General features: G+C 69.6%; 20 protein-coding genes and 1 tRNA gene. 14 read left to right on the top strand and 7 right to left on the bottom strand.

The window, feature by feature from the left end; all coding sequences use genetic code 11:
* Window positions 1–4 precede the first annotated feature (4 nt).
* Window positions 5–1,981 (bottom strand): transketolase, encoded by a 1,977-nt coding sequence (tkt, locus tag D1610_RS16005; protein ID WP_118865208.1) that lies wholly within the window; start codon window positions 1,979–1,981, stop codon window positions 5–7.
* Window positions 1,982–2,142: 161 nt separating this feature from the next.
* Here tkt and D1610_RS16000 point away from each other — a divergent pair, with 161 nt between their 5' ends.
* The 4 genes from D1610_RS16000 to D1610_RS15985 all read left to right on the top strand — a co-directional run bounded on the left by D1610_RS16000 (window position 2,143) and on the right by D1610_RS15985 (window position 3,581).
* Complete coding sequence (locus D1610_RS16000; protein WP_118865207.1) at window positions 2,143–2,322, top strand: hypothetical protein; 180 nt, start codon at window positions 2,143–2,145, stop codon at window positions 2,320–2,322.
* A complete protein-coding gene (locus D1610_RS15995; RefSeq protein ID WP_118865206.1) occupies window positions 2,322–2,636 on the top strand; it encodes a cell division protein ZapA in 315 nt (104 codons plus the stop codon). Before D1610_RS16000 ends, D1610_RS15995 begins: the two co-directional genes overlap by 1 nt.
* A gap of 175 nt (window positions 2,637–2,811) precedes the next feature.
* Complete coding sequence (locus tag D1610_RS15990) at window positions 2,812–3,378, top strand: 5-formyltetrahydrofolate cyclo-ligase (protein ID WP_118865205.1); 567 nt, start codon at window positions 2,812–2,814, stop codon at window positions 3,376–3,378.
* On the top strand, window positions 3,375–3,581 hold the full coding sequence (locus D1610_RS15985; protein ID WP_118865204.1) for a DUF2842 domain-containing protein: 207 nt from the start codon (window positions 3,375–3,377) through the stop codon (window positions 3,579–3,581). Before D1610_RS15990 ends, D1610_RS15985 begins: the two co-directional genes overlap by 4 nt.
* A gap of 7 nt (window positions 3,582–3,588) precedes the next feature.
* On the opposite strand, the gene D1610_RS15980 is transcribed toward D1610_RS15985, so the two are convergent.
* The 3 genes from D1610_RS15980 to D1610_RS15970 all read right to left on the bottom strand — a co-directional run bounded on the left by D1610_RS15980 (window position 3,589) and on the right by D1610_RS15970 (window position 8,844).
* A complete protein-coding gene (locus D1610_RS15980) occupies window positions 3,589–7,326 on the bottom strand; it encodes a PAS domain-containing protein (protein WP_118865203.1) in 3,738 nt (1,245 codons plus the stop codon).
* Window positions 7,327–7,418: 92 nt separating this feature from the next.
* A tRNA-Asp gene (locus D1610_RS15975) sits at window positions 7,419–7,495 on the bottom strand.
* 212 nt (window positions 7,496–7,707) lie between these two features.
* Window positions 7,708–8,844: an AI-2E family transporter gene (locus D1610_RS15970; RefSeq protein WP_245942344.1), complete on the bottom strand. Its 1,137-nt coding sequence runs from the start codon at window positions 8,842–8,844 to the stop codon at window positions 7,708–7,710.
* A 172-nt stretch (window positions 8,845–9,016) separates the two neighbouring features.
* Between D1610_RS15970 and D1610_RS15965 the strand changes: the two genes are divergently transcribed.
* The 5 genes from D1610_RS15965 to glpK all read left to right on the top strand — a co-directional run bounded on the left by D1610_RS15965 (window position 9,017) and on the right by glpK (window position 18,309).
* Window positions 9,017–9,994 (top strand): hypothetical protein, encoded by a 978-nt coding sequence (locus D1610_RS15965; RefSeq protein ID WP_118865201.1) that lies wholly within the window; start codon window positions 9,017–9,019, stop codon window positions 9,992–9,994.
* Between the two features lie 11 nt (window positions 9,995–10,005).
* Window positions 10,006–10,470, top strand: coding sequence for a DUF11 domain-containing protein (locus tag D1610_RS15960; RefSeq protein WP_118865200.1), 465 nt, complete (start codon window positions 10,006–10,008; stop codon window positions 10,468–10,470).
* Window positions 10,471–10,535: 65 nt separating this feature from the next.
* On the top strand, window positions 10,536–11,603 hold the full coding sequence (locus D1610_RS15955; protein ID WP_118865199.1) for a DUF11 domain-containing protein: 1,068 nt from the start codon (window positions 10,536–10,538) through the stop codon (window positions 11,601–11,603).
* Between the two features lie 100 nt (window positions 11,604–11,703).
* The gene (locus tag D1610_RS15950) at window positions 11,704–16,722 is read left to right on the top strand and encodes a hypothetical protein (protein ID WP_245942335.1); all 5,019 of its coding nucleotides are present in this window, start codon (window positions 11,704–11,706) and stop codon (window positions 16,720–16,722) included.
* A 132-nt stretch (window positions 16,723–16,854) separates the two neighbouring features.
* A complete protein-coding gene (gene glpK / locus D1610_RS15945; RefSeq protein ID WP_118865198.1) occupies window positions 16,855–18,309 on the top strand; it encodes a glycerol kinase GlpK in 1,455 nt (484 codons plus the stop codon).
* On the opposite strand, the gene D1610_RS15940 is transcribed toward glpK, so the two are convergent.
* On the bottom strand, window positions 18,306–18,746 hold the full coding sequence (locus D1610_RS15940; protein WP_118865197.1) for a response regulator: 441 nt from the start codon (window positions 18,744–18,746) through the stop codon (window positions 18,306–18,308). The two genes, glpK and D1610_RS15940, sit on opposite strands and share 4 nt — an antisense overlap.
* Window positions 18,747–18,886: 140 nt before the next feature.
* Between D1610_RS15940 and D1610_RS15935 the strand changes: the two genes are divergently transcribed.
* From D1610_RS15935 to D1610_RS15915, 5 genes are all read left to right on the top strand, one after another.
* Complete coding sequence (locus D1610_RS15935; RefSeq protein WP_118865196.1) at window positions 18,887–19,750, top strand: pseudouridine synthase; 864 nt, start codon at window positions 18,887–18,889, stop codon at window positions 19,748–19,750.
* Entirely contained in the window at window positions 19,747–20,289 is a 543-nt protein-coding gene (gene rsmD / locus D1610_RS15930; RefSeq protein ID WP_118865195.1) for a 16S rRNA (guanine(966)-N(2))-methyltransferase RsmD, read from the top strand. Before D1610_RS15935 ends, rsmD begins: the two co-directional genes overlap by 4 nt.
* Window positions 20,290–20,301: 12 nt before the next feature.
* Entirely contained in the window at window positions 20,302–21,030 is a 729-nt protein-coding gene (locus D1610_RS15925) for a DUF4336 domain-containing protein (protein ID WP_118865194.1), read from the top strand.
* Window positions 21,031–21,100: 70 nt separating this feature from the next.
* Window positions 21,101–21,295 (top strand): type II toxin-antitoxin system RelB family antitoxin, encoded by a 195-nt coding sequence (gene relB, locus D1610_RS15920; protein WP_118865273.1) that lies wholly within the window; start codon window positions 21,101–21,103, stop codon window positions 21,293–21,295.
* A complete protein-coding gene (locus tag D1610_RS15915; RefSeq protein WP_118865193.1) occupies window positions 21,270–21,545 on the top strand; it encodes a type II toxin-antitoxin system RelE/ParE family toxin in 276 nt (91 codons plus the stop codon). The genes relB and D1610_RS15915 overlap by 26 nt, the downstream gene beginning before the upstream one ends.
* Window positions 21,546–21,549: 4 nt before the next feature.
* Here the strand turns inward: D1610_RS15915 and D1610_RS15910 are convergent, their stop codons facing one another.
* Both D1610_RS15910 and D1610_RS15905 read right to left on the bottom strand, forming a co-directional pair.
* Complete coding sequence (locus D1610_RS15910) at window positions 21,550–22,449, bottom strand: CE1 family esterase (protein WP_245942334.1); 900 nt, start codon at window positions 22,447–22,449, stop codon at window positions 21,550–21,552.
* A 5-nt stretch (window positions 22,450–22,454) separates the two neighbouring features.
* A complete protein-coding gene (locus D1610_RS15905; RefSeq protein WP_118865192.1) occupies window positions 22,455–23,738 on the bottom strand; it encodes an MFS transporter in 1,284 nt (427 codons plus the stop codon).
* Between the last annotated feature and the right edge of the window lie 84 nt (window positions 23,739–23,822).

Genomic DNA, 23,822 nt, shown 5'->3' with positions numbered 1-23,822 from the left:
CTCCTCAGTTCCGGATCGCCGCAAGAACCTGCGGCGCTATGGCGTCGGCGGTCAGGCCGAAATGCTTGAACAGGTCGGGCGCCGGGGCGGACGCGCCGAAGCCGTCCATGCCGAAGCGCAGGCCCTGCACCATCGTATGCCGCTCCCAGCCGAGCGTGCTGCCCGCCTCGATCGACACGCGCAGGATCTGCGATGGATCGGCGAAGGGCAGGATTTCGTCCTGATAGGATTGAGGCTGCGCGGCGAACAATTCCCAGCTGGGCATGGACACCACATCGGCACCCACGCCCTCGGCTTCAAGCCGGTCCGCCACGCCCAGCGCTACTTCGACCTCCGAACCGGTGGCGATCAGGATCACGCGACGATCGGCGGATGCGGCGCGCAGACGGTACGCCCCCCTGGCAGAGAGATTCTCGCTCGCCTCGGTCCTCAGCTGCGGCAGATTCTGCCGCGTCAGCGCCAACACCGAAGGGCCGTCCGTCTTGGCCAACGCCAGCGCCCAGCATTCGGCGGTCTCCACCGCATCGCACGGGCGCAGCACCTGGAGATTGGGGATCAGCCTGAGGCTCATGACGTGCTCGATCGGCTGGTGGGTCGGCCCGTCCTCGCCAAGCCCGATCGAATCGTGCGTCATCACATAGATCACCCGCGCGCGCTGCAGCGCGGAAAGGCGGATCGCCGGGCGGCAGTAATCGCTGAACACCAGGAAGGTGCCGCCATAAGGGATCACCCCGCCGTGCAGCGCCATGCCGTTCATCGCCGCGGCCATGCCGAACTCGCGGATGCCGTAATAGATGTAGCGCCCGGCGTAATCGTCGCGGGTCAGGGGCCCCTGCCCCTTGGTCTTGGTGTTGTTCGAGCCGGTAAGGTCGGCCGAGCCGCCGATGGTCTCCGGCAGCGCCGCGTTGATCGCCTCCAGCGCGATCTCGGACGCCTTGCGCGTCGCGATCTTCTGCGGCGCCTCGATCAATCCTGCGATGTGCGCCGATATCCCGTCATCGGTGAAGGTCCCGGCCATGCGGCGCTCGAATTCCGCGCGATCGGAAGAGCTTGCGAGCCGATCCCGCCACTCCGCATGATCCGGTCCGCCCCGCTTGCCCGCCGTCAGCCATGTCTCGCGGATGTCGTCGGGCACCACGAACGGCGCATGGCTCCAGCCCAGCGTCTCGCGCGCCGCGGCAACCTCGGCCGCGCCCAGCGCGGCGCCGTGCGTCGCGGACGTGCCCTGCTTGTTGGGCGCGCCCTTGCCGATGATCGTGCGGCAGCGCACCAGCGAGGGCCGCGCGTCGGCGATCGCCGCATCGAACGCGGCGGCGATCGACGCGGTGTCGTGCCCGTCGCATTCCACCACATGCCAGCCGCCCGCCGCGTAGCGCGCGGGAATATCCTCGCAGGTGGAAAGATCGGTCGATCCGTCAATGGTGATCCGGTTGTCGTCCCACAGCACGATCAGCCGGCCGAGCCCGAGATGCCCGGCAAGGCCAACCGCCTCGTGGTTGACCCCCTCCATCAGGCAGCCGTCGCCCGCGACCACCCACGTCCGGTGATCGACCAGATCGTCGCCGAACGCCGCGTTCAGGTGCCGCTCGGCGATCGCCATGCCCACCGCCATCGCGAGGCCCTGCCCCAGCGGCCCGGTGGTGCATTCGACGCCGGGCAGCTCGAAATTCTCCGGATGCCCCGCGCACGGGCTGCCGAGCTGGCGGAAGTTCCTGATGTCCTCGATCGTCGGCCGGGCGTAGCCGGTCAGGTGCAGCAGCGCGTAGATCAGCATCGATCCGTGCCCGGCGGAGAGCACGAACCGGTCGCGATCCGCCCATTTGGGGTCGGCCGCATCGAACTTCAGATAGCGTGTCCACAAGACCGTCGCGACGTCGGCCATGCCCATCGGCATGCCGGGATGGCCGGAGTTCGCCGCCTCCACCGCATCCATCGCGAGCGCGCGGATGGCGTTGGCGAGATCGGTGTCGGAAACGGCCATGTCGTGCCCCTCGGGCTTGCGCGAATGGAAGCGACCCGCGGGCGCGAGTCGGCGAATGCGCGGGTCTTTGCGGGCCGCGGGCCACCGCGTCAACCGGGCTGGCGGGCTCAAGCAGGGTAATCCCGCTTGCACAGGCGATTGAGCGTGGTAGCTATCATCCGATGTCGAACGACCGCGCCTCTCAGGCCCTCGCCCGGATCGACGCCGCGCTGGCGCGGATCGAATCCGCGGCGCGCAAGCCGGCCGGAGATCCCGCGCTGGCAGCGCGTTACGCGAAGCTGCGCCGGACGACGGAGATGGCGGTCGAACAGCTCGACAGCCTCATCGCGAAGCAGCGCTGATGGCGCAGATCGTCATCACCGTCGGCGGACGCGAATATGCCGTCACCTGCCGCGATGGCGAGGAGGATCACCTGCGCAAGCTCGGCACCTTGCTCGATGCGCGCGCGGAGGAGGCGCGCCAGGCGGTTGGCGGTGTCAATGAGACCCGTCAGCTGCTGCTCGCCGGGCTGCTGCTCGCCGACGAGCTGCACAGCGGCGGTGGCGGCGCGCCCGCGGCACAGACGCAGCCCGATCTCGCGCCAGCGCTTGAACGCCTCGCCGAACGGGTCGAGGCGATCGCCTCCGCTCTTGAGCGCGAAGGCGCCAGCGCCTAGATTGGACGCGACGGGCACTGCCTGGCACGAGCCTTTGCATTATCCCTGAGGCGATTCATCATCCTTGGGGGTTGTCCCTGCGCAGGTCCTGGCCTGTCGCACATGATCCCCACCTGACGTTTACGGCGTCAGAGGATATTCAGGCAAACGACCAAGGCGGTCCCGTCACCCGTTCATGACAGACGCACCCGGCAAGATCGCGCTGCGCCGCACGATGCGCGCCACCCGCGCCGCGATCGTCGCCGCGCGCGGCTCGTCCGCGATCGAAGCGCCGCCGGGCCTTTCCGATCTGCTGCGCGGCGCGGGCACGATCGCCGCCTATGTCGCGACGGGCAGCGAAGCCGATCCCGCGCCGCTGGTCGCCGCCGCGCGTCGCGCCGGGATCGCCATAGCGCTGCCGCACACCGTGTCGCGCGAAGAGCCGATCCGCTTCCTGATCGACGACGGCACGCCGCTGATCCCCGGCCCCTTCGGCCTCACCCAGCCGCCGCACGACGCGCCTGAGGCGGCGCCCGACATCGTGCTGGTGCCCCTGCTCGCCTTCGACGCCGCGCTCCATCGCCTCGGCCAGGGCGCCGGTCATTACGACCGCGCGCTCGCCGGGCTGCGCAAGGCGCTGCGCGTCGGCGTTGCCTTTTCGGGCCAACGCGTCGATGTGCTGCCGGTCGACAGCTGGGACCAGCCGCTCGACGCGGTCATCACCGAAGCCGGCATCGTCTGGCGGGATGGAGCGAAGTCATGACGCCAACTTGGCGCAAGCCATTCGGGATGTTCGTCATTCTCGCGCTGATCCTGGTGTGGGTGGTGCTGATCGCCAGCTTTTCCGGCGTGATCGGCGGATGGCACTGGGCGCTGCAGCTGATCGTCTATCTGGTCGCGGGGATCGTCTGGATCGCCCCGCTCAAGCCGCTGCTGCGCTGGATGGAAACGGGCGCCTGGCGCTAGCCTCCGCTCACCCGCTCACCAGCGCATCGATCCGGGCGGCAAGCACGTCCATCGTGAACGGCTTGGTCATCACGCCCATCCCCGGCGGCAGCTCGCCATCGGCCAGCACGGACTGCTCGGCGAAGCCGGTGACGAACAGCACCTTCAGCTCGGGTCGCACCATCCGCGCCGCTTCGGCGACCTGCCGGCCGTTCATGCCGCCGGGCAGGCCGACATCGGTCACCAGCAGATCGATCACCGCCTGCGATCCGAGGATCGCCAGCGCCCCGGCCCCATCCGCCGCCTCGATCGCCGAATAGCCGAGCTCGGCGAGCTGCTCGGTCACCAGCATCCGCACCGTCGGCTCGTCGTCCACCACCAGCACCGACCGGCCCCGTCCGGGGCGCGGGATGATCTGCGCGTCGCCCTCGGCCGCGCCCTTCGCGTCCGCGCCGTGGTGGCGCGGCAGGTACAGGCGCATCACCGTGCCCTTGCCCAGCGCCGATTCGATGCGGATCGCCCCGCCCGACTGGCGTGCGAAGCCGTAGATCATGGAGAGGCCGAGCCCCGTTCCTTCCCCAAGCGGCTTGGTGGTGAAGAACGGGTCGAACGCGCGGGCGATCACCTCGGGCGACATGCCCGATCCCTCGTCCGCGACGCACAGCACGACATAGTCGCCAGGCGCCATCTCCCATGCCCGCGCGTCGGCTTCCTCGACGGCCTGGTTGCTCGCGACGATTTCGATATGTCCGCCCTCCGGCATCGCGTCGCGCGCGTTGATGCACAGGTTGAGCAGCGCGTTTTCCAGCTGGTTGGGATCGACCCGGGTTCGCCACACGCCGTCGTGGATATCGATGCCGATGTCGTGCGCCGGCCCCACCGCGCGACGGATGATCTCCTCGAGCCCGGTGATCAGCGGACCGGGATCGACCGGCCGCGGATCGAGCGTCTGGCGGCGCGAAAAGGCGAGCAGCCGGTGCGTCAGCGCCGCCGCGCGCTTCGCCGCGCCCTGCGCCGCGTCGATATAGCGCGGCACCTCGCTCGCGCGTCCCTGGCCGATGCGCAGCTGCATCATCTCCAGCGCGCCCGAAATGCCGGTCAGCATGTTGTTGAAGTCGTGCGCAAGACCACCCGTAAGCTGCCCAACCGCCTCCATTTTTTGGGACTGGCGCAGCGTCTCCTCCAGCCGCCTCTGCTCGGTGATGTCGACCGCGACGCCGGTCACCACGCGGGTCCCGCCCTCGCCGATCGAGGTGTTGGTGCGCGACAGCACCCACGCCACCGATCCGTCTTCCTGGATGACGCGATATTCGATCTGCGCGTCGCCCGGCCGATTGTGGCTTTTGGCGATCAGCGCCTTCAGGCGCACCAGGTCGTCGGGCTCGATCCGGCGAAATGCTCCCTCGATCGGAATGCCCCGCGCGCCGTCGGTCGGATCGACGCCGTAGAGCCGGGCGAAGTTGGTGTCGCAGCGGAACAGGTCGATATCGGGCCGATAGGTCCAGGTGCCCACGCCGTTGATCGCCGACAGCGCGAGCCGCGTGCGCTGTTCGGACCGGGCGAGCTCGGCGCGCTGCTCCTCCTCCGCGGTCACGTCGCGTCCCGTCGCGTAGATGCGATCCTCGATCGTCACCGCCGTCCACGATATCGTGCGATAGCCGCCGTTCCGCGCACGGAAGCGGTTGACGAAGCCGAAGGTGGTCTCGCCGATCGCAAGCTGCGCCACCTCGGCGCGCGTCGCGGCGCGGTCGTCGGGGTGCTCCATCCATTCGGACGTGCGGCCGATCACATCCTCCGGCTCCCAGCCGAGCATCGTCGTCAGCGCGGGGTTGACCGCCAGCCAAACGCCCGCCGTATCGGAAACCAGAAGCAGGTCCTGGCTGACGTCCCAGATGCGGTCGCGCTCGGCGGTGCGCTCTTCCACCTCCTCGCGCAGCGATTCGTTGCGCAGGCGCAATTCGGCGACCGCTTCGGCACGTCCCATCGCATCCCAGGAAAGCTGCGCAACCTCCTCGATCAAGCCGATTTCTTCGCTGGTCCATTTGCGGGGCTCGGCCTGATGAACGTAGAGGCCGCCCTCCAGCCGGTCCCAGCGCCGCATCGGCACGCCGACGCCCGCCGCCATGCCGATCTTGGGGAATACCGTATCGCGCCAGTTGGGATCGGCGCGGCTGTCGTCGGTCACGAGCAGCTCGCCCGCCTCGAGATGCTCGTTGACCCAGCCGCCCAGCGTGGCGACGGGCATCCGCCCCTCCAGCGGCTTGACCGCCGAAGTGGTCCAGCCCGCGCCGAACTCGATCTCCCCGGCGCCGACATAGCGGAAGAAGCCGACCCGGTCGGCGCCCAGCCGTTGCCCGAGCGTCTCGACCGCCGCCTGCATGATATCGTCGGGGTCGCCGATCGCGCGCATCCGCTCGGCCAGTTCGAACACGAAATCGCGGTCGTCGCGGGTGCGCCGCAATTCCTCCTCGGCCAGCTTGCGATCGGTGATGTCGAACGACACGCCCAGGAAGCGCTCCGCCCTGCCGTCGGCATCGTGCACTGCCCGCCCCTGGGCGTTGACCCACATCCATGACCCGTCGGGGCGGCGCAGGCGATAGTCGGAGGAATAGAGGTCGCCGCTGGCAAGCGCCGCGTTGATCTCCCCGCTGACGCGCGCGATGTCGTCGGGATGGAAATTGCGCATGAAGGCGCGGATCGGCTGGCCGGCCGCCGCGCGTTCGGGATCGACGCCGTAATGCCGCGCGAAACGCTCGTCGGCATGGACCCGGTCCGCCTTCACGTCCCAGTCCCACACGCCGACGCTGTTGGACGCGCCCAGCGCATGGTGGAGGCGCTCCTCGCTCTCGCGCAACGCCGCCTCGGCGGCGAAGCGGTCGGTGACGTCGGTCGCCTCGACGAAGATGGCGATGACGTTGCCGGCTGCGTCCTTGACCGGCTGATAGACGAAATCGAGCCGGTGCTCGTTGCGCGCGCCGTCTGCGCCGTCCAGCCAGACGGACGCGCCCGTCGCCCGGTGGGCGACCCCGGTGCCGCGCACCGCATCGAGCAGGTCGATAAAGCCCTGCTCGACCACCTCGGGCAGCGCGTCGGCCACGGTCTTGCCGAGCACCTCGCGCCCGCCGACCAGCGTGCGATAGGCCGGGTTGGCGACGGTGATGACATGGCGTTGCCCGGTCAGCAGCGCGATCGCGGCCGGCGCCTGCTCGACCATCTCGCGCATCCGCTCCACCTCTGCGCGATTGTCGCGCGCGGTGAGCACCTTGGCGGTCGTCTCGTGCCCCTGGTTGAGCACGCCGAGCACCGCGCCGTCATCGTCGACGATGGGCGTGAAGCTGTAGTTCCAATAGGTTTCGCGCGGAACCCCGTTCCGCTCCATCGCCAGCATCTGGTCGTACGCCGAAAAACCTTCGCCCGTGCGCAGCACCGCATCGAACTGCGGACCGACCACGTCCCAGATATCCGCCCAGACCTCCATTCCCTGCCGGCCGAGCGCCCAGGGATGGCGATCGGCCGGGATCGGCGCCCAGGCGTCGTTGTAGAGCAGGCGAAGCTCGGGCCCCCAGTAGATCGCGGTGGGGAAGCTCGAATGCAGGCAGATGCTCAGCGCGGTGCGCAGCGCCGCCGGCCAGGTCGCGGGCGGGCCGAACGGGTGCGCGCTCCAGTCGAACCCGCGAATCCGCTCGCCCATGTCGCCGCCGCCGGAGAGGAATGCTGGCGCGGCGACTTCGCCCTTTTCGGGCATTGTTCCAGGGACATCGGCCATCGGGCGCTTTTCTAGCCGGAAAGCGCGCCGGCTCCAATCAGACAAATCGCGTTGTGGAGAATGTCCAGGCAGGCGGCCATTCCATCCGGGAATGGCGCGAGTGACGGGGCTCGAACCCGCGACCTCCGGCGTGACAGGCCGGCGCTCTAACCAACTGAGCTACACCCGCTTGGGCTTGGGAGGCGCTCACCTAGAAGCGCGCCCCCACCCTGTCAAGCGCGGTCGCGGGTAGATTTCTGCTGGCGCCGAAGCAGCGCCGGCCGACCTTCCGTCGCCCCCGCGCAGGCGGGGGCCGCCGGGTTTGTGGCACAATCAAGCGCTGCATATGCCGACTGAGGCCCCCGCCTGCGCGGGGGCGACGGAAAAACAGGATACGGCTTGCTACCGCGGCGGATGCAGCGGGTCCTGATGCGCGGTCAGCGTGCCGTGCTCGAACAGGAAGCCGGCGATGTCGGGCTTGCCCGCGGCGCGCACCACGGTCTGGATGATGATGAGCAGCGGCACCGCGAGCAGCGCCCCCGGCGCCCCCCAGATCCAGCCCCAGAAGGAGAGCGAGATCAGGATCAGAATGGGATTGATCGTCAGCCGCCGCCCGACGATCAGCGGGGTGATGAAGTTCGCCTCGATCGTGTGCGCGGCGATCATCAGCGCCGCGGGCGCCATCGCCATCCAGATGTCGGCGAAGGTCATCAGCCCGCCCAACGCCAGCAGGAACGCCGCCAGGATCGGGCCGAGATAGGGCACGAAATTCAACAGCGCGACGATTCCGCCCCACATCAGCGGGCTGGGCATGCCCATCATCCACAGCCCCCAGGCGATCAGCGCGCCCAGGCCCATGTTGATGAAGGTGATCGTGCCCAGATAGCTCGACGTGTCGTCGACCACCTCCTGGATCACGCGCGCGGTCGCCATCGCGCCGCCGAAGCTAGTCCGGCTGGTGATCGCCCCGCGCCGCAGCCGCGTCCAGCCGGCGAGGAAGAAATAGATGACCAGCACCGCGAAGAACATCTCGATCAGCGCGGACGGCGCGGACGTCGCCAGCACCTCGACGATCGAACCGGGCGGCTCGACCGCCGCGGTCTGCGCCTCGCGCACGCCCGATCCCTGGGCGAACTGGCCGATGATCTCGTTCAGGAACCGGTCCAGGCTGGAATAGAGGTCGAGCAGCGGCGCCAGGTTGGACTGGATTCGCTCGATTCGCTCCGGCAGCACGCGGAACCACTCGATCCCCGGCACGACGATCGAGGCCAGGGCGATGTTGACCAGCACGAGGAAGCCGACGACGCACAGGAACGCGGCGAGCGGCGCGGGAATGCGGCGGCGCTCCAGCCATTCGAGCGGCGGCACCAGCGCGATGGCGATGACGATCGCCGCGGTCAGCGGCAGGAACACCGGCGCCGCGGCGCGCAAGGCGAAGGGCATCGCCAGGAACAACGCCACCGCGGCGATCAGGGTCAGCGCCGCGAGCAGCCGGTCGCGGCGCAGCGAGATCTCTTCGGCGCCCTCGTCCGCCGCGATCCGCGGGAGCTCCCCGGTCGGGTCTTTCTCCGCCGTCAATGCCCGTTCGTCGATCCGCAACGCATCACTCCCTGCCCGCATTCGGGACGGCAATATCCTTCACATATCCGGTTAACCGAAAATTTGCCCTTTTCGTTCAGAAGCCGTCCTCACGTTTGAGTGGGGATCAAACATGCAACATATTTCGGGCGTTGGCGCGCGCATAATTGCAGGCGCCGCCCTGGGACTGGCCAGTCCGGCGATCGCCGGCGGCACGACCGCGGGAACGCGGATCGATAACCAGGCGACCGCCAGCTATGACGGGCCGGGGGGCACCGTCACCGTGCCGTCGAACACCGTCAGCCTGACGGTGGACGAGCTGCTCGACGTGACGGTCGTTTCGGCCGATCCGGGCGACGTCCAGGCGATTCCGGGCAGCGCCGATCGCGTGCTGACCTTCACCGTCACCAATACCGGCAATGGCGACGAGGCCTTCGGCCTGGCGAGCGCCGGGACGCTCGGCGGCGACGATTTCGATCCGGCCGTCACCGCGATCGTCCTCGATTCGAACGGGAACGGCGCTTACGACGCCGGGGTCGACACCGTCTATGTCGCCGGCGGCAACGATCCGCTGCTGGCGCCCGACGCCTCGGTCACCGTCTTCCTGCTTTCGACCATTCCCGGCGGCGCAGGCGACGGCCACCGCGGTCGCGCGCAGCTTTCGGCCGAAGCGAGCACCGGCTCGGGCGCGCCCGGCGCCAGCTTCGCCGGCCAGGGCCAGGGCGGTGGCAACGCCATCGTCGGCGCCACCGGCGCGGATGCGGACGCGAGCGGCTTCTACGCCGTCAGCGCCGCCACCGTCGGCTTCGTCAAGAGCGCGACCGTCGCCGATCCATTCGGGGGGACCAGCGCGGTGCCTGGATCGGTCATCACCTATTCGCTCGTGGCGACGGTCAGCGGCACCGGCACGCTCGGCAACCTCGCCATCGCCGACGCGATTCCGGCGGGGTCCAGCTATCGCCCCGGCACGCTCACGCTCCAGGGCGCGGCGCTCACCGATGCCGCCGACGGCGACGCCGGCGAGCTGGCGAGCGGCGCCATCGCCGTCCGCCTCGGCAACGTCGCCGGCGGGCAGGTCCGCACCGTCACCTTCCAGGTTCAGGTCGATTGAGGAGACTTCGCATGATGAAGCGTCTCGTATTCGCGCTCGCCGCGCTGCTTTCGCCGGCGCTGGCGCACGCCGCCAACGATGTCGCGCTGACCAGCGCGGTGTTCGTCGAAAAGACCGTGCTGGCGAACGGCCAGCAGAAGATCGTGCTCGAGGAGCCGAGCCTGGTGGTGCCCGGCGACAAGCTCGTCTTCGTGCTCAACTATCGCAACAGGGGGGCGACCCCGGCGACTGATTTCGTCGTGACCAACCCGATGCCGGGCGCGGTCGCATTCCAGTCCTCGCCCGATCAGGCAGCGGTCGTTTCGATCGACGGGGGGCGTTCGTGGGGAACGCTTTCCAGCCTGAAGGTCAAGGAATCCGATGGGACGGTGCGTGGGGCCCGCCCGGAGGATGTCACCCATGTCCGCTGGACATTCGCAAAGGCCATTCCGGCCGGACAGGGAGGAAAGCTCAGCTTCCGCGGCGTCGTCCGCTAGTAAGATTACCCCGCTTCAGGCGCCGGCGGGTGGGGACTTCGGCGCCCAATTGAAGTGAGACCATCATGACCAGCAAGACCAGGCTGCTTCTTGCGGCCGGTGCTGTCGCGGGCGTCGCGGGGGCCTCCCCCGCGCTCGCCGGGGGCACCACCGCCGGCACGAGCATCACCAACAACGTCACCGTCAACTATCAGGTCGGCGGCGTCGCGCAGAACGCGGTGACCGCGTCGAACAGCTTCACCGTCGACCGCAAGGTCGATCTGACCATCGTCGAGACCGGCAACGCCACCACATCGGTGTCGCCCGGCCAGACCGTGGCGGTGACGACGTTCGCGGTCACCAACACCTCGAACGAGGTGCTCGATTTCGCGCTGACGGCCGCCCAGTTGACCGGCGGATCGGCGCCGCACGGCGGCACCGACAATTTCAACGTCACCGGCCTCGCCGTCTATGTCGATACCAACGGCAACGGCGTGTACAATGCTGGCACCGATCTCGCGGCGACCTATGTCGACGAGCTCGGCATCGATGCGACCCGCACCGTCTTCGTCGTCGCCGCCGTGCCGCTCGGCCAGGCGACCGGCGACAAGGCGGCCGTCTCGCTCACCGCGACCGCGCGTGAGGGCGGTACGGCGACCAGCCAGGGCGCCGCGATCAGCCAGACCTCGGGCGCCAACACGTCGGGCAAGGACACCGTCTTCACCGACGGCGCCGGCACCGACGATGCGGCGCGCGACGGCGCGTTCAGCGCGCGCGACGATTATACCGTCGCCGCGGCCAGCCTGACCGTCGCCAAGACCTCGACCGTCATCAGCGATCCGGTCAACGGCGCCACCGATCCGAAGATGATCCCGGGCGCGGTGGTCGAATATTGCATCGCCGTCACCAACGCCGCGGGTGGGGCCGCGGCGTCGAACGTCGCGATCAGCGATCCGCTGCCGTCGCAGACGACCTATCTCGCCTCGGGCCCCGGCTCGATCGGGATCATGCTGGGCGGAACCGTCACCGGCGGCGTGTGCAACGCCGACGGCGCGTCGGGCGGCTCGTTCGCCAGCAACACCGTGTCCGGCACGCTCGCCTCCGTTCCGGCGGGCTCGTCGAGCACGCTTCGCTTCCGCGTCACGGTCAACTGACCGTCAGCGGGGTCGGGAGCCGGTTCTCGTGGGGACGAGCCGGCTCCCGATTTGCCCAAGCGCGATGCACGTCATTCGCCATCTTCTTGTCCGGTGCTGCGTGGCCGTGGCGATCGCCGCCGCCGCGCTTCTCCCGTCGATCGCACGCGCGCAGACGCCGGCCCCGGCCATCGTCAACGTCGCGCAGATCGAATGGGACGCGGGGACCGCCCGCCAGGCTCGCCAGTCGAACCGGGTGACGATCGCGCTCGCCCAGACGCCGGCGGCCGCACTCAGCCTGCTGCGCTTCTCCGGCGATTCCGGCAGCCAGCCGCTCGATATCGGCGACGCCCTTTGCCCGCACAGCGGCCCCAACCAGGCGGCGCGCGGGGTCTACGGCCCCGCCGCGCTGCGTCCCGCATCGGTCGCCCCGGCATCCGCCATCCACGCCGCCGACGCGATCGTGCTGCGCTTCGAATCGCCCGCCGACAATCGCGATCCCGCAAGCACGGAGACGGTGCGCCTCGTGCTTTCGGGTGCGGACGGCGATCGCGAGACGGTGACCCTCACCGAAACCGACGCGGATAGCGGCATCTTCACCAGCTATATCCTGACGATCGCGACCCCGCCGGTCGCAGTCCGCGACGATTGCCGCCTGTCGGTCGCGCCGGGCACGCGCGTCACGATCGACACCGCGCGCGGCGACACCGGGGCGCTGGTCGGCTCGCCCGCGCTCGACATCCTGATCGATCCCTATGGCGTCACCTTCGACAGTGCGGACGGCGCGCCCGTCGCGGGCGCGCGCGTCACGCTGATCGACGACGCCACCGGCCAGCCGGCCGAAGTGTTCGGCGACGACGGCGTCTCCAGCTTCCCGTCGAGCGTCGTGACCGGATCGACCGTCACCGACAGCGGCGGCGCGGTGTATCAGTTTCCGCCCGGCGACTATCGCTTCCCGCTCGCCAGGCCGGGGCGCTACCGGCTGCGGGTAGAGCCCCCCGCGCCCTATTCGGCGCCGTCGAGCGCATCGCCCGCCGATCTGGCGGGCTTCGAGCGTCCCGACGGCGGGCCGTACGCCATCGTCGCCGGCTCCTATGGCGCGGCGTTCACGCTCGCGACGCCCGCGCCCGTCAGGATCGACATCCCGCTCGACAAGCCCGGCGCGCCCTTGTCGCTGACCAAGACCGCGAGCGCCGCGGTCGCCGAGCCGGGCGATATCGTCCAGTACCGCATCACCGTCGGCAACAGCGACGCCAACCGTGCGACCGGCGCGGTCACCGTCAGCGACACCATCCCCGATGCCATGCGCCTCAGGCCGGATACCGTGCGCTTCAACGGCGCGCGGGCCGATTACGGCGTCAGCGGCGACGGCCGATCGCTCAGCGTGCCGATCGGGCCGCTCGCCGGCGGCGCGAGCGGCCTCGTCACCTATCTGCTCGAAGTGCGTCCCGATGCGCAGCCCGGCGACGCGCTCAACCGCGCCCAGGCCGTCGATTCGCGCGGAAGCGAAAGCGTCATCGCCGCCGCCAGCGTGCGCATCGCCCGCGACGCGCTGGCCGATCGCATGACCATCATCGGCCGCGTCACCGAAGGCGGCTGCGCCGCCGATCCGCGCTCTTCCAAGGGGATAGCCGGCGTCCGCGTCCTGCTGGAGGACGGCAGCTACGCGGTGACGGACGAGGAAGGCCGCTATCATTTCGATGGCGTCCTGCCCGGCCTGCACGTCGTCCAGGTCGAGCCCGCCACCTTCCCCGCCGATCGCGCGCCGGTCGACTGCGCAGGCGGCGCGGAGGCGGCAGGCAGCGCCATCTCGCGCTTCGTCTCAGGCTCGGGCGGCATGATCAAACGCGCCGATTTCCGTGCCGCCGCGGTCGCACCGCGCGCCGATGCGGCGCGGAAAGCGGTCCGCGCGCCGGTCGCCAGCGACAGCGAGGCAGCGGGCGGCGCGACCGACTGGTTCGCCATTCCCGGCAACGACATCGCCTGGCTGTTCCCGGCCGAGGACCATAATCCACGCACTCGGGCCGTCCGCATCGCCATCCGCCATCTGCCCGGTCAGAAGGTGACGCTGTTCGCCGACGGCAAGCCAGTCGACACGCTCGCCTATGAAGGCGCGACCACGGCGCCCGACGGCGCGCGCGCGGTCAGCCTGTGGCGCGGCGTCGAGCTTGCCGGCCGCACGACCCGCTTCACCGCGCAAGTCCGCGACGCCGGCGGCGCGCTCGTCCGGACGCTTTCCCGCGACGTCCATTTCGCCGCCAGCCCGATGCACGCCGAGTTGGTCCGCAAACGCTCGCTGCTGGTCGCAGACGGCGTCACCCGCCCGGTCATCGCCGTCCGTCTCACCGATCGCGACGGCCGCCCGGTGCACCACGGCCTGGTCGGCGATTTCGCCGTTCCCGCGCCCTATTTCCCGGCGGTCGAGGCCGACGCGCAGGCCGCGCGCCAGCTCTCCGGCCTCGAGCGCGCCCGCCCCGTCTGGCGCGTCCAGGGCGATGACGGCATCGCCACTATCGAGCTTGAGCCGACCACCGCCTCGGGCACGCTCGCCGTCAGCTTCGCCTTCCGCGATGGCGAGGCGACGCGCACCCAGCGGCTGGAGGCGTGGCTCGACCCCGGCGACCGCCCCTGGACCATCGTCGGCTTCGCCGCCGGCACCGCGGGCTTCAGCACCCTCGCCAGCCGCAGCGAGGATCTCGGCAAGGGCGGGGAGACCTGGTTCACCGACGCCCGCCTGGCCCTCTACGCCAAGGGAAGAGTGCGCGGCAAATGGCTGATGACGCTCGCCTATGACAGCGACAAGGATGAGGACGAGACGCGCTTCCAGGGCGCCATCGATCCCGAAGCCTATTACACCGTCTATGCCGACCGTTCGGAGCGCCGCCACGACGCCGCATCGCTGCGCCGCCTCTATCTCCGCCTCGAACGCCCGCAATTCTATGCGCTGTTCGGCGATTACGAGACCGGCTTGGACGAGGCCGAGCTCGCCCGCTACGTCCGCAGTTTCAACGGTGTGAAGGCCGAGTTCAACAACGGCCGGGTGAAGGCCACCGCCTTCGCCGCCGACACCCCCTTCCGCCACCGCCGCGAGGAATTGCAGGGGAACGGCCTCTCCGGCCCCTACGCCCTCGCCGCGCGCGACATCCTGCCCAATTCCGAAACCGTGGTGATCGAGGTCCGCGACCGGCTCCGCTCGGACCGCATCGTCGAACGCACCACCCTCACCCGCTATGTCGATTACGATATCGACTATATCGCGGGCCTGCTCCGCTTCAAATCGCCCGTGCTCAGCCGCTCGTCGAGCCTCGATCCGCAGTTCATCGTGATCGACTATGAGGTCGACGGCGTCGGCGAGCGCGTGGTCAACGCCGGCGGCCGCGCCGCCTGGCGCCTGGCGGACGGCAAGCTGCAGGTCGCCGCCACCGCGATCCGCGACGAGACCGATAGCGATACGACGCTGCTCGGCGGCGCCGATATCCGCTACCGCCCCGACGCCGCGACCGAGATCCGCGCCGAGATCGCCGTCACCGACCGTGACGCCAAGGCGGATTCAGGCGCTGCCGAGGGCGCATCGACGGCCTGGCTGGTCGAGGCCGAGCATCACGGCTCGAAGATCGATCTGCTCGCCTATGCCCGCGAGCAGCAGGGCGGCTTCGGCGTCGGCCAGACCAACGCGTCGGAAACCGGCACGCGCAAATTCGGCGCCGACGTCCGCGCGCGGCTGACCGACGCCTTGTCGGTCTCCGCGCGCGCCTGGCAGGAGGAGTATCTCCTCACCGACGCGCGCCGCCGCGCCGGCGAGGCGCTGGTCGAATACCGCACCAAATCCACCGATCTGCGCGCGGGCGTCATCCTCGCCGACGATCGCCTCGCCGACGGCCGCGAGGCTAGCTCGACCCTCGCCCAACTGGGCGCGACCCAGCGGCTGTTCGGCAACCGCCTCGAACTCGACGCGCAGACCGAATTCGCGCTGTCGGACGCCGACGACAGCGTCGACTTCCCCGCCCGCCACCGCCTCTCCGCGCGCTTCGCCGTGACGCCCGGCATCGGCCTGGTCGGCGCGTACGAGATCGCCGAGGGGGAGGCGGTGAAGGCCCGCACCGCCCGGCTCGGCTTCGATCTGAAGCCGTGGACCGGCGCGCGCCTGGTCGCCACCGCCAACCGCCAGAACATCGCCGAATACGGCCCGCGCACCTATGCCGCCTATGGCCTCGCCCAGTCGCTGCCGCTCGGCAGGAACTGGACCGTGGACCTCTCGGTCGACGGCAATCGCACGCTCTCCGGTATCGAGCCGTCACGTGTAATTAATCCAGCTCAACCCGCCGCTTCCGGCGGACATCTCGGAAGCGACGGAAGCATCGCGGAGGATTTCACCGCGCTTACCGCCGGCGCCACCTATCGCGGCGACCGCTGGTCGTGGACCGGCCGTGCAGAGGTGCGCAGCGGTGACAGCGGCGATCGCTGGGGCGTCACCACCGCGGCGCTCCGCCAGATCGGCGAGGGCCGCGCGCTGGGCGGGCAGGCGAGCTTCTTCCATGCCGACGCGCCCACCGGCGCGACCACCGAAACCGCCCGCATCGCGATCAGCTGGGCGCACCGCCCGGCCGCGAGCGACTGGGCGCTGCTCGACAAGCTCGAACTCAAGTCGGACAGCATTACCGGCGCGGTGATCGGCGCGCCCGGCCCGATCGGCGGCGCGCCGGTGCTGGTCGATGGCGACGCGCTGTCGCGCCGTGTGATCAACAGCCTGTCGGTCAACTATGCGCCCTCGGGCGGGGCGTGCGGGGAGTACGCGATCTTCTGGGGCACGCGCTACGTCTTCGACCGCTTCGGCGCTGACGATGTCGAAGGTTGGAGCAACCTGGTCGGCGCGGACCTGCGCTTCGATCTGTCGGACACCGTCGCCGTCGGCGCGCAGGGAACCGTCCGCCAGGGCGCCGGCATGCGCAGCTTCGCCTGGTCCGCCGGCCCCAGCGTCACGCTGAGCCCGATGAAGAACAGCGCGATCACCGTCGGCTACAACGCCGTCGGCTTCCACGATCGCGACTTCGCGGACGCGCGCTACACCCGCTCGGGGCCCTTCGTGACCCTGAAGCTCAAGTTCGACCAGACGAGCCTGGCGGGATTGGGGCTCAGATAACACCCGTCGCCCCTGCGAAGGCAGGGGCCTCTGTCGGCAGGAGCGATGCCTGGAGGTGCCACGAACCCAGCGGCCCCTGCCTTCGCAGGGGCGACGATGGACAGAATAGGAAGCTCACCCTAGCCTCTCCAAATGCCCGACCACATCCTCGTCATCGACGAAGGCACCACCTCCACCCGCGCAATGCTGTTTTCCGCCGACGGCACGCCACTCGACACGGAACAGCAGGAACTCACCCAATCCTATCCCGGCCCCGGCCTGGTCGAGCACGACCCCGCCGAGATCTGGGACAAGACCCTCGCCTGCGCCCGCGCGGTCGCCTCGCGTGCCGCGCCCGGCAGCATCCGCGCGATCGGCATCACCAACCAGCGCGAAACCGTCGTCTTCTGGAACCGGCGCACCGGAGAGCCGCTCGCCCCCGCGATCGTCTGGCAGGACCGCCGCACCGCGCCGCTATGCCGCCGCCTCAAGGAGGACGGCCACGAAACCGCGGTCCAGGCCAAGACCGGTCTCCTCCTCGATCCCTATTTCAGCGCGACCAAGATCGCCTGGGCGTGCGAAAACTGGCCGCAACTGCGCGAGGCGGGCGACGATCTCGCCATCGGCACCATCGAAAGCTGGCTGATCTTCAAGCTCACCGGCGCGCACATCACCGATGCGACCAACGCCAGCCGCACCGCGCTGATGGCGATCGGCTCGGGCCAGTGGGACGACGGGCTGCTCAGCCTGTTCGGCGTCGATCGCCGTCATCTGCCCGAGATCGTCGATTGCGCCGGCAGTTTCGGCGAGACCGCGCTGCTCGGCGGCTCCATCCCGATCTGCGGCATGGCCGGCGACCAGCAGGCCGCCGCCATCGGCCAGGCCTGCCTCCGGCCCGGCGACACCAAGGCGACCTTCGGCACCGGCGCCTTCATCCTGACCCAGGCCGGCCGCCGCCTCCCCACCTCGCGCCACCGCCTGCTCTCGACCATCGCCTGGCAGCTGAACGGTGAGCGCCACTACGCGCTGGAGGGCGCGATCTTCGTCGCCGGCAGCCTCATCCAATGGCTGCGCGATTCGGTGAAGCTGATCCGGACCAGCGCCGAGACCGAGGAGATCGCCCGCTCGGTTCCCGACAATGGCGGGGTCTATCTCGTCCCCGCGCTCTCCGGCCTCGGCGCGCCCCATTGGGAGCCGGAGGCGCGCGCCGCCATATCCGGCCTCAGCTTCGCCTCGACGCGCGCGCACATCGTCCGCGCCGCGCTGGAGGCGATGGCCCACCAGGCGAGCGACCTCAAGTCCGCCTTCGCCGCCGACGGCCAGGACTGGGCCAAGCTGCGCGTCGACGGCGGCATGATGGCGAACGACTGGCTGGCGCAGGACCTCGCCGACATGCTCGACCTCGAGGTCGAGCGCCCGGCCTTCGCCGAAACCACCGCGTTGGGCGCGGCAATGCTGGCGGGCGTCGGCAGCGGCCTGTTCGCCGATCTGGAGGAAGCCGCCGCGATGCGCGGCAAGCTCGAAAGCTTCACCCCCAAGATGGATGGTAAGACGCGCGAAACGCGCCTCTCCGGCTGGAAGCACGCGGTCGAAGCGGTGATCGGCTAAGCGTTCGCCGCGAACGCGCGTTCGAACAAGGTGAAGGTCGGCGGCAGCTTGCGTGGGCGCTTGCCAGCCAGCACCCGCTCGATCGCCGCGACCACCAGCGTCACCTCGCGCGCGCCGAACGGCTTGCTCAGGCAGCCATGCGCCAGGCCGTCGGCGTCGCCGGGGCAGCTTCCCGTGGCGAACACCACGCACACCCCCTTCTCCGCCGCCACGCGGGCGATCTCGACCCCGCTGCCGTCGGAAAGCGTGACGTCGAGCAGCGCGAGATCGACCGGCTCCGTCTCCAGCACGCGTACCGCCTCGGCCACCGTATCGACCGTCGCGACCACCTCGAAGCCTTCGCTTTCCAGCGAATATTCGGTCTCGAACGCGATCAGCGCCTCGTCCTCGACCACGAGGATGCGGTTGATCCGCCGTTTCGATCTGCCGAATACCATTGCCGCCGCTTCCGATCACCTTATGACGGGGATACAGCCCCTTCGTCGTTACGCTCGCGGTTCATAACGCGCGTAACCGGATTGCGGCTGCACAGATTTTCCTGTGATCCGCGACAGAAGATATTCGAACAGGACCAACCGTGCCCCCATCCCGCCCAAAACCCACATCGGAAAAGCCCGGCGAGGGCCAGCGCATCGCCAAGCTGCTCGCCCGCGCCGGCGTCGCCTCGCGCCGGGAGGTCGAACGGCTGATCGAGGCCGGCCGCGTGTCGCTGAACGGCGCGGTGATCGAAACCCCCGCGACGATCCTCAAATCGCTCGCCGGGGTGACGGTCGACGGCCAGCCCGTCGCCGCGGCCGAGCCGACGCGACTGTTCCGCTACCACAAGCCCACCGGTCTGCTCACCGCCGAGCGCGATCCCAAGGGCCGCCCGACCATCTACGACCGCTTGCCCAAGGGGCTGCCCCGCGTCGTTCCCGTCGGCCGGCTCGATCTCAACACCGAAGGTTTGCTGCTGCTCACCACCGATGGCGGGCTCAAGCGCGAGCTGGAGCTGCCCGCCACCGGTGTCCCGCGCAGCTACCGCGCGCGCGCCTATGGCGCGGTGACGCAGGCCCAACTCGAGGAACTGATCCACGGCATCGAGATCGACGGCGTCCGCTATGGCTCGATCGACGCCAATCTCGAACGCCGCACCGGCGCGAACGTCTGGATCGAGATGACGCTCGCCGAAGGCAAGAACCGCGAGGTTCGCCGCGTGCTCGAACATCTCGGCCTCAAGGTCAGCCGCCTGATCCGAACCAGCTATGGCCCGTTCCACTTGGGCGACCTTCCGATCGGCGCGGTTGAAGAAGTGCGCCAGGTCGATCTGGAGACCTTCCAGAAGGAATTGTCCCGCCAAGTCCACAAGGCGAAGACCAAAATACCTCCCCGGAACGGGGAGGGGGACCGCGCGACGCAGTCGCGTGGTGGAGGGGGCGGCCCCAAGCGACGCCGCCCATGAGAATCATCGCCGGCACGCATCGCGGCCGTCCGATCCTCGCGCCCAAGGGCGATTCCACCCGCCCCACCGCGGACCGCGTGCGCGAGGCGCTGTTCTCGATGCTCGCCAGCCGTATCGGCGATTTCGCGGGCCTCAGCGTGCTCGACCTGTTCGCCGGCTCGGGCGCGCTCGGCCTGGAAGCGCTCTCGCGCGGCGCGGCGCATTGCACCTTCGTCGAACAGGACAAGGCCGCGCTGGACGCGCTCAAGGCCAACATCGCCAGGCTGGCGCTGCCGGGCGCGGAGGTCCGCGCCACCTCGGTTCTCGCGCTCGGTCCCGCGGCCCGGCCCTACGACCTGATCCTCGCCGATCCGCCCTATGGCACCGGCGCCGGCGCGGTGACGCTCGACAAGCTCGCCCGCCTCGGCTGGTTCGCGCCCGGCGCCTGGATCAGCGTCGAAACCGCCTTCAACGAGGATTTCGCCGCCCCCGGCTTCACCGTCGACGCCGTCCGCAACCACGGCAAGGCCAAGATCACGCTGCTGCGCCCGGACAGCTAGCGTAACCAACCGATGCGCCCCTACGTCCCCCTCAACACCCTCAAGCCCGTCGGCGAAGACATCTGGATCGTCGACGGGCCGGAGATCGGCTTCGACTATCTCGGCGCGACGATTCCCTTCCCCACGCGCATGACCGTGGTGCGCCTCGCCTCGGGCGACCTCTGGCTCCATTCGCCGATTGCATTCGACGAAGCGCTGGCGGCGTCGCTCACCGCCATCGGCCCGATCCGCTACCTGATCGCGCCCAACACGATCCATTACTGGTATGTGCCGGACTGGAAGGCGCGGTGTCCCGGCGCCGAGGTCCATGCCGTCCCCAACCTCCTGCGCAGGGCCAAGCGCCCGTTCGCGATCGATCACCCCCTCGTCGCCTGGCCCGCCGCCGCCTGGCCCGACGACTTCGATCAGGACCTGTTCACCGGCGACGTTGTGACCGAGGCGGTGTTCCACCACCGCGCCTCGCGCACGCTGATCCTCACCGACCTGATCGAGAATTTCGAGCTGGAGCGCGTCGAATCGCGCCTGCTGCGGGCGGTGCTGAAGCTCGGCGGCGCGGCCGATCCGGATGGCAAGGCGCCGTTCGACATGCGCCTCAGCTTCTGGCGCAACCGCAAGCGCATCCGCGCCAGCGCCCGGCGGATGCTCGATTGGGCGCCCGAGCGCGTGATCATGGCGCACGGCCGCTGGTACGAACGGGACGGAACGGCCGAACTCCGCCGCGCCTTCCGCTGGGCGCTTTAGAGTCGGGACGGTCGCGTCAGACCAATTCGCGATGTTGCGCCCGGACGGCGCTTCGGATTACCCTGTCGCCATGGGCAAGCTCTCCCCGATCGTCTCGGAGTTCGAAACCGAGGAAGATGCGGCGGCGTATGACGCATGGTTCCGCGCGCAGGTGGAGGCCGCGCTGGCCTCGACCGAACCGTCAATCCCTCACGAGGAGGTGATGGCCAGGTTCAAGGCGAGATTTCCGGGACTGGGCGATGTTGAAGCTGATCTGGAAAGCTGAGGCGGAGCATCAGTTCAACGACATCGTCGGATACATCGAAGCGCTCTCGCCAGATGGCGCAAAAAGGATAACCCGTCTTATCCTTGATGGCCTCAATCGCGCGAGAAATTTCCCACACATCGGTCGCCCGGGCCGCGTGGCCGGAACTCGCGAACTCATTGTGCATCCGAACTACATCGTCATCTATCGCATCACCCCCGATGCCATCGACGTCCTCCGCATCCTCCACGCCCGCCAGCTCTATCCCTGACCATTCATCGCCGGTGCCGCGAGAGCAGCGCCCACAGCGCCTCGTTGTCCACCACCCAGCTATGCCCGCCGCCGACGCTGATCCGCCCGATCACCTCCGCGCCGTCCGCACAATCCGCATAGCGCTCCTCGTACACGCCCTCACTCACCCAGCGCGTCACGGGCGCCGCGGTGCAGCGGTTGAGCGCCGCCCATCGCTGCTCGGCGGCGTGCATGCTGTATTGCCAATAGCCCGCGCCGCCGCCGGCGATCGGGTTGGTGCCGTCCTTGTCGCCGGCAAAGGCGATCACCGGCATCGGCCGGTCGGGGCGGCACGTGGCGGGGTCGGGGCGCGAGGGATCGCTCGCCAGCGGATTGCCCGCGCGCAGGCCGACCACCGGCGCGATCGCGGCGAAGCGATCGGCCGCGACGCAGCCCAGCCATGACGTCATCCGCCCGCCGCCAGAAAGGCCGGTCGCATATACCCGCGCGCGATCGATGCAGCCCTTCGCCGCCAGCGTGTCGATGATCCCGCCGATATAAGCGACGTCGTCGGCGTCGTCGGGCCCGGGAATCTTGCCCGCGATGGTGGGGACGCCGGGGATGTTCCACGCAAACCCCTTGTCCAGCGCAATGCCGGCGTCGGGCGCGACGAGGATGAAGCCGTGCCGGTCCGCGGTCTCCGCCAGCCGCGAATCGGCGAGCATCTGCGCGCCCGTGCCGCCGCTGCCATGGAGCAGGAAGACGAGCGGCGCCGGCCGGGAGCCGTCGAAGCCCTTCGGCACATGCGCCAGCAGCGGGCGCCCGGTATCGCCGATGGCGATGCGCGTGGCCGATCCCGGCGCGCCGATCTCGCAGCCGGCGGCGTGCGCCGCGGAGGTCCAGGCCAGCAGGGGAATGAGGAAAGCCAGAAGGCGGCGCATCATGGTCGTCACGGCTCCAGCATCACCGGTGCGGCCTCGCGCCGCCGTCCCAGCGCGAGCAGCGCGACCAGGCTCACCAGCGAAATTACCGCCAGATACCCGCCGACCAGGGTCAGCCCGCCACGCACGGCAAGCGCCTGCGCCGCCACCGGGGTCAGCCCGCCGGCGATGATCCCCGCCATGTTGAACGCAAGGCTCACCCCCGTATAGCGCACCCGCGCCGGGAACAGGCCGGGCAGCCACGCGCCGAGCGGTCCGTAGACGAATCCCATCACGAACAGCGCCAGCGCCAGCACCGCGAAGATCAGCGGAATCGAGCCCGATCCCAGCCCCGGCGCCAGCAGCAGCCCGGCGATCACCGCGCCCGCGCAACCCCAGGCGAGCACGTTGCCCGCGCTGGTCCGGTCGGCCCAGATGCCCGAAAGCACGATGCCCATCGCCATGAACAGGATCGCGACGAGCTGCAGCGACAGGAACAGCTGCCGGTCGATCCCCAAGGTCGTCGTGGCGTAGCCCAGCGCGAACGCCGTCGCGATGTAATAGACCGCGAAGCAAGCGAGCGCCCCCAGCGTCCCGCCGATCGCGGTGCGCCAGTGATCGCGCATCAGCTCGCCGATCGGCACGCTCGGCGGCGGGCCTTCCTCCAGAACGGCGGCAAAGGCGGGAGTCTCGGCGATCTTCAGCCGCACCCACAGCCCCAGCGCGACGAGGATGATCGAAAGCAGGAAGGGCACGCGCCAGCCCCAGCTCATGAACTGCTCGGGCGTCATCATCATGCCGAGCAACAGGAACAGGCCGTTCGCCGCGATGAAGCCGATCGGCGCGCCCAGCTGCGGCACCATGCCGTATCGCCCGCGCCAGCCCGGCGGCGCGTTCTCGACCGCCAGCAAGGCCGCCCCGCCCCATTCGCCGCCCAGCCCGAAGCCCTGGCCGAAGCGCAGGATGCACAGCATGATCGGCGCCCAGATCCCCGCGGCGGCATAGGTCGGCAGGAAGGCGATGGCGAGGGTCGATCCCCCCATCAGCATCAGGCTCGCGACAAGTGTCGATTTGCGCCCGATCCGGTCGCCATAATGGCCGAACACCCACGCCCCCACCGGCCGCGCGAGAAACGCGACGGCAAGGCTCGCATAGGAGGCGAGCAGCTGGGTCGAAGGCGAATCGGCGGGAAAGAACAGCGGCCCGAACACCAAAGCGGCGGCGGTCGCATAGATATAGAAATCGTAGAACTCGACCGAGGTGCCGACCAGGCTGGCGATCAGGACACGGCGGTGCTGGCGGATCGGATGCATGTTCGCGACATTCCCCAGCCGCGCCGCGCGGTCAATCCCGCTGGACTCGCGCCCCGTCGTTGGTCACACTCGCGATCGGCCTTG

The organism is Sphingomonas gilva (assembly GCF_003515075.1).
Lineage (GTDB): Bacteria > Pseudomonadota > Alphaproteobacteria > Sphingomonadales > Sphingomonadaceae > Sphingomonas > Sphingomonas gilva.
This window is presented reverse-complemented; position numbering and strand designations above follow the sequence as displayed.

Bases quoted from the DNA above. Each gene is read 5' to 3' on its own strand.
- D1610_RS15925 (WP_118865194.1), top strand. From the start codon at position 20,302: ATGCGCCCCTACGTCCCCCTCAACACCCTCAAGCCCGTCGGCGAAGAC.
- relB (WP_118865273.1), top strand. From the start codon at position 21,101: ATGGGCAAGCTCTCCCCGATCGTCTCGGAGTTCGAAACCGAGGAAGAT.
- glpK (WP_118865198.1), top strand. From the start codon at position 16,855: ATGCCCGACCACATCCTCGTCATCGACGAAGGCACCACCTCCACCCGC.
- D1610_RS15910 (WP_245942334.1), bottom strand. From the start codon at position 22,449: ATGATGCGCCGCCTTCTGGCTTTCCTCATTCCCCTGCTGGCCTGGACC.
- D1610_RS15955 (WP_118865199.1), top strand. From the start codon at position 10,536: ATGACCAGCAAGACCAGGCTGCTTCTTGCGGCCGGTGCTGTCGCGGGC.
- rsmD (WP_118865195.1), top strand. From the start codon at position 19,747: ATGAGAATCATCGCCGGCACGCATCGCGGCCGTCCGATCCTCGCGCCC.
- D1610_RS15960 (WP_118865200.1), top strand. From the start codon at position 10,006: ATGATGAAGCGTCTCGTATTCGCGCTCGCCGCGCTGCTTTCGCCGGCG.
- D1610_RS15915 (WP_118865193.1), top strand. From the start codon at position 21,270: ATGTTGAAGCTGATCTGGAAAGCTGAGGCGGAGCATCAGTTCAACGAC.
- D1610_RS16000 (WP_118865207.1), top strand. From the start codon at position 2,143: ATGTCGAACGACCGCGCCTCTCAGGCCCTCGCCCGGATCGACGCCGCG.
- D1610_RS15940 (WP_118865197.1), bottom strand. From the start codon at position 18,746: ATGGTATTCGGCAGATCGAAACGGCGGATCAACCGCATCCTCGTGGTC.
- D1610_RS15905 (WP_118865192.1), bottom strand. From the start codon at position 23,738: ATGCATCCGATCCGCCAGCACCGCCGTGTCCTGATCGCCAGCCTGGTC.
- D1610_RS15995 (WP_118865206.1), top strand. From the start codon at position 2,322: ATGGCGCAGATCGTCATCACCGTCGGCGGACGCGAATATGCCGTCACC.
- D1610_RS15965 (WP_118865201.1), top strand. From the start codon at position 9,017: ATGCAACATATTTCGGGCGTTGGCGCGCGCATAATTGCAGGCGCCGCC.
- D1610_RS15990 (WP_118865205.1), top strand. From the start codon at position 2,812: ATGACAGACGCACCCGGCAAGATCGCGCTGCGCCGCACGATGCGCGCC.
- tkt (WP_118865208.1), bottom strand. From the start codon at position 1,981: ATGGCCGTTTCCGACACCGATCTCGCCAACGCCATCCGCGCGCTCGCG.
- D1610_RS15985 (WP_118865204.1), top strand. From the start codon at position 3,375: ATGACGCCAACTTGGCGCAAGCCATTCGGGATGTTCGTCATTCTCGCG.
- D1610_RS15980 (WP_118865203.1), bottom strand. From the start codon at position 7,326: ATGGCCGATGTCCCTGGAACAATGCCCGAAAAGGGCGAAGTCGCCGCG.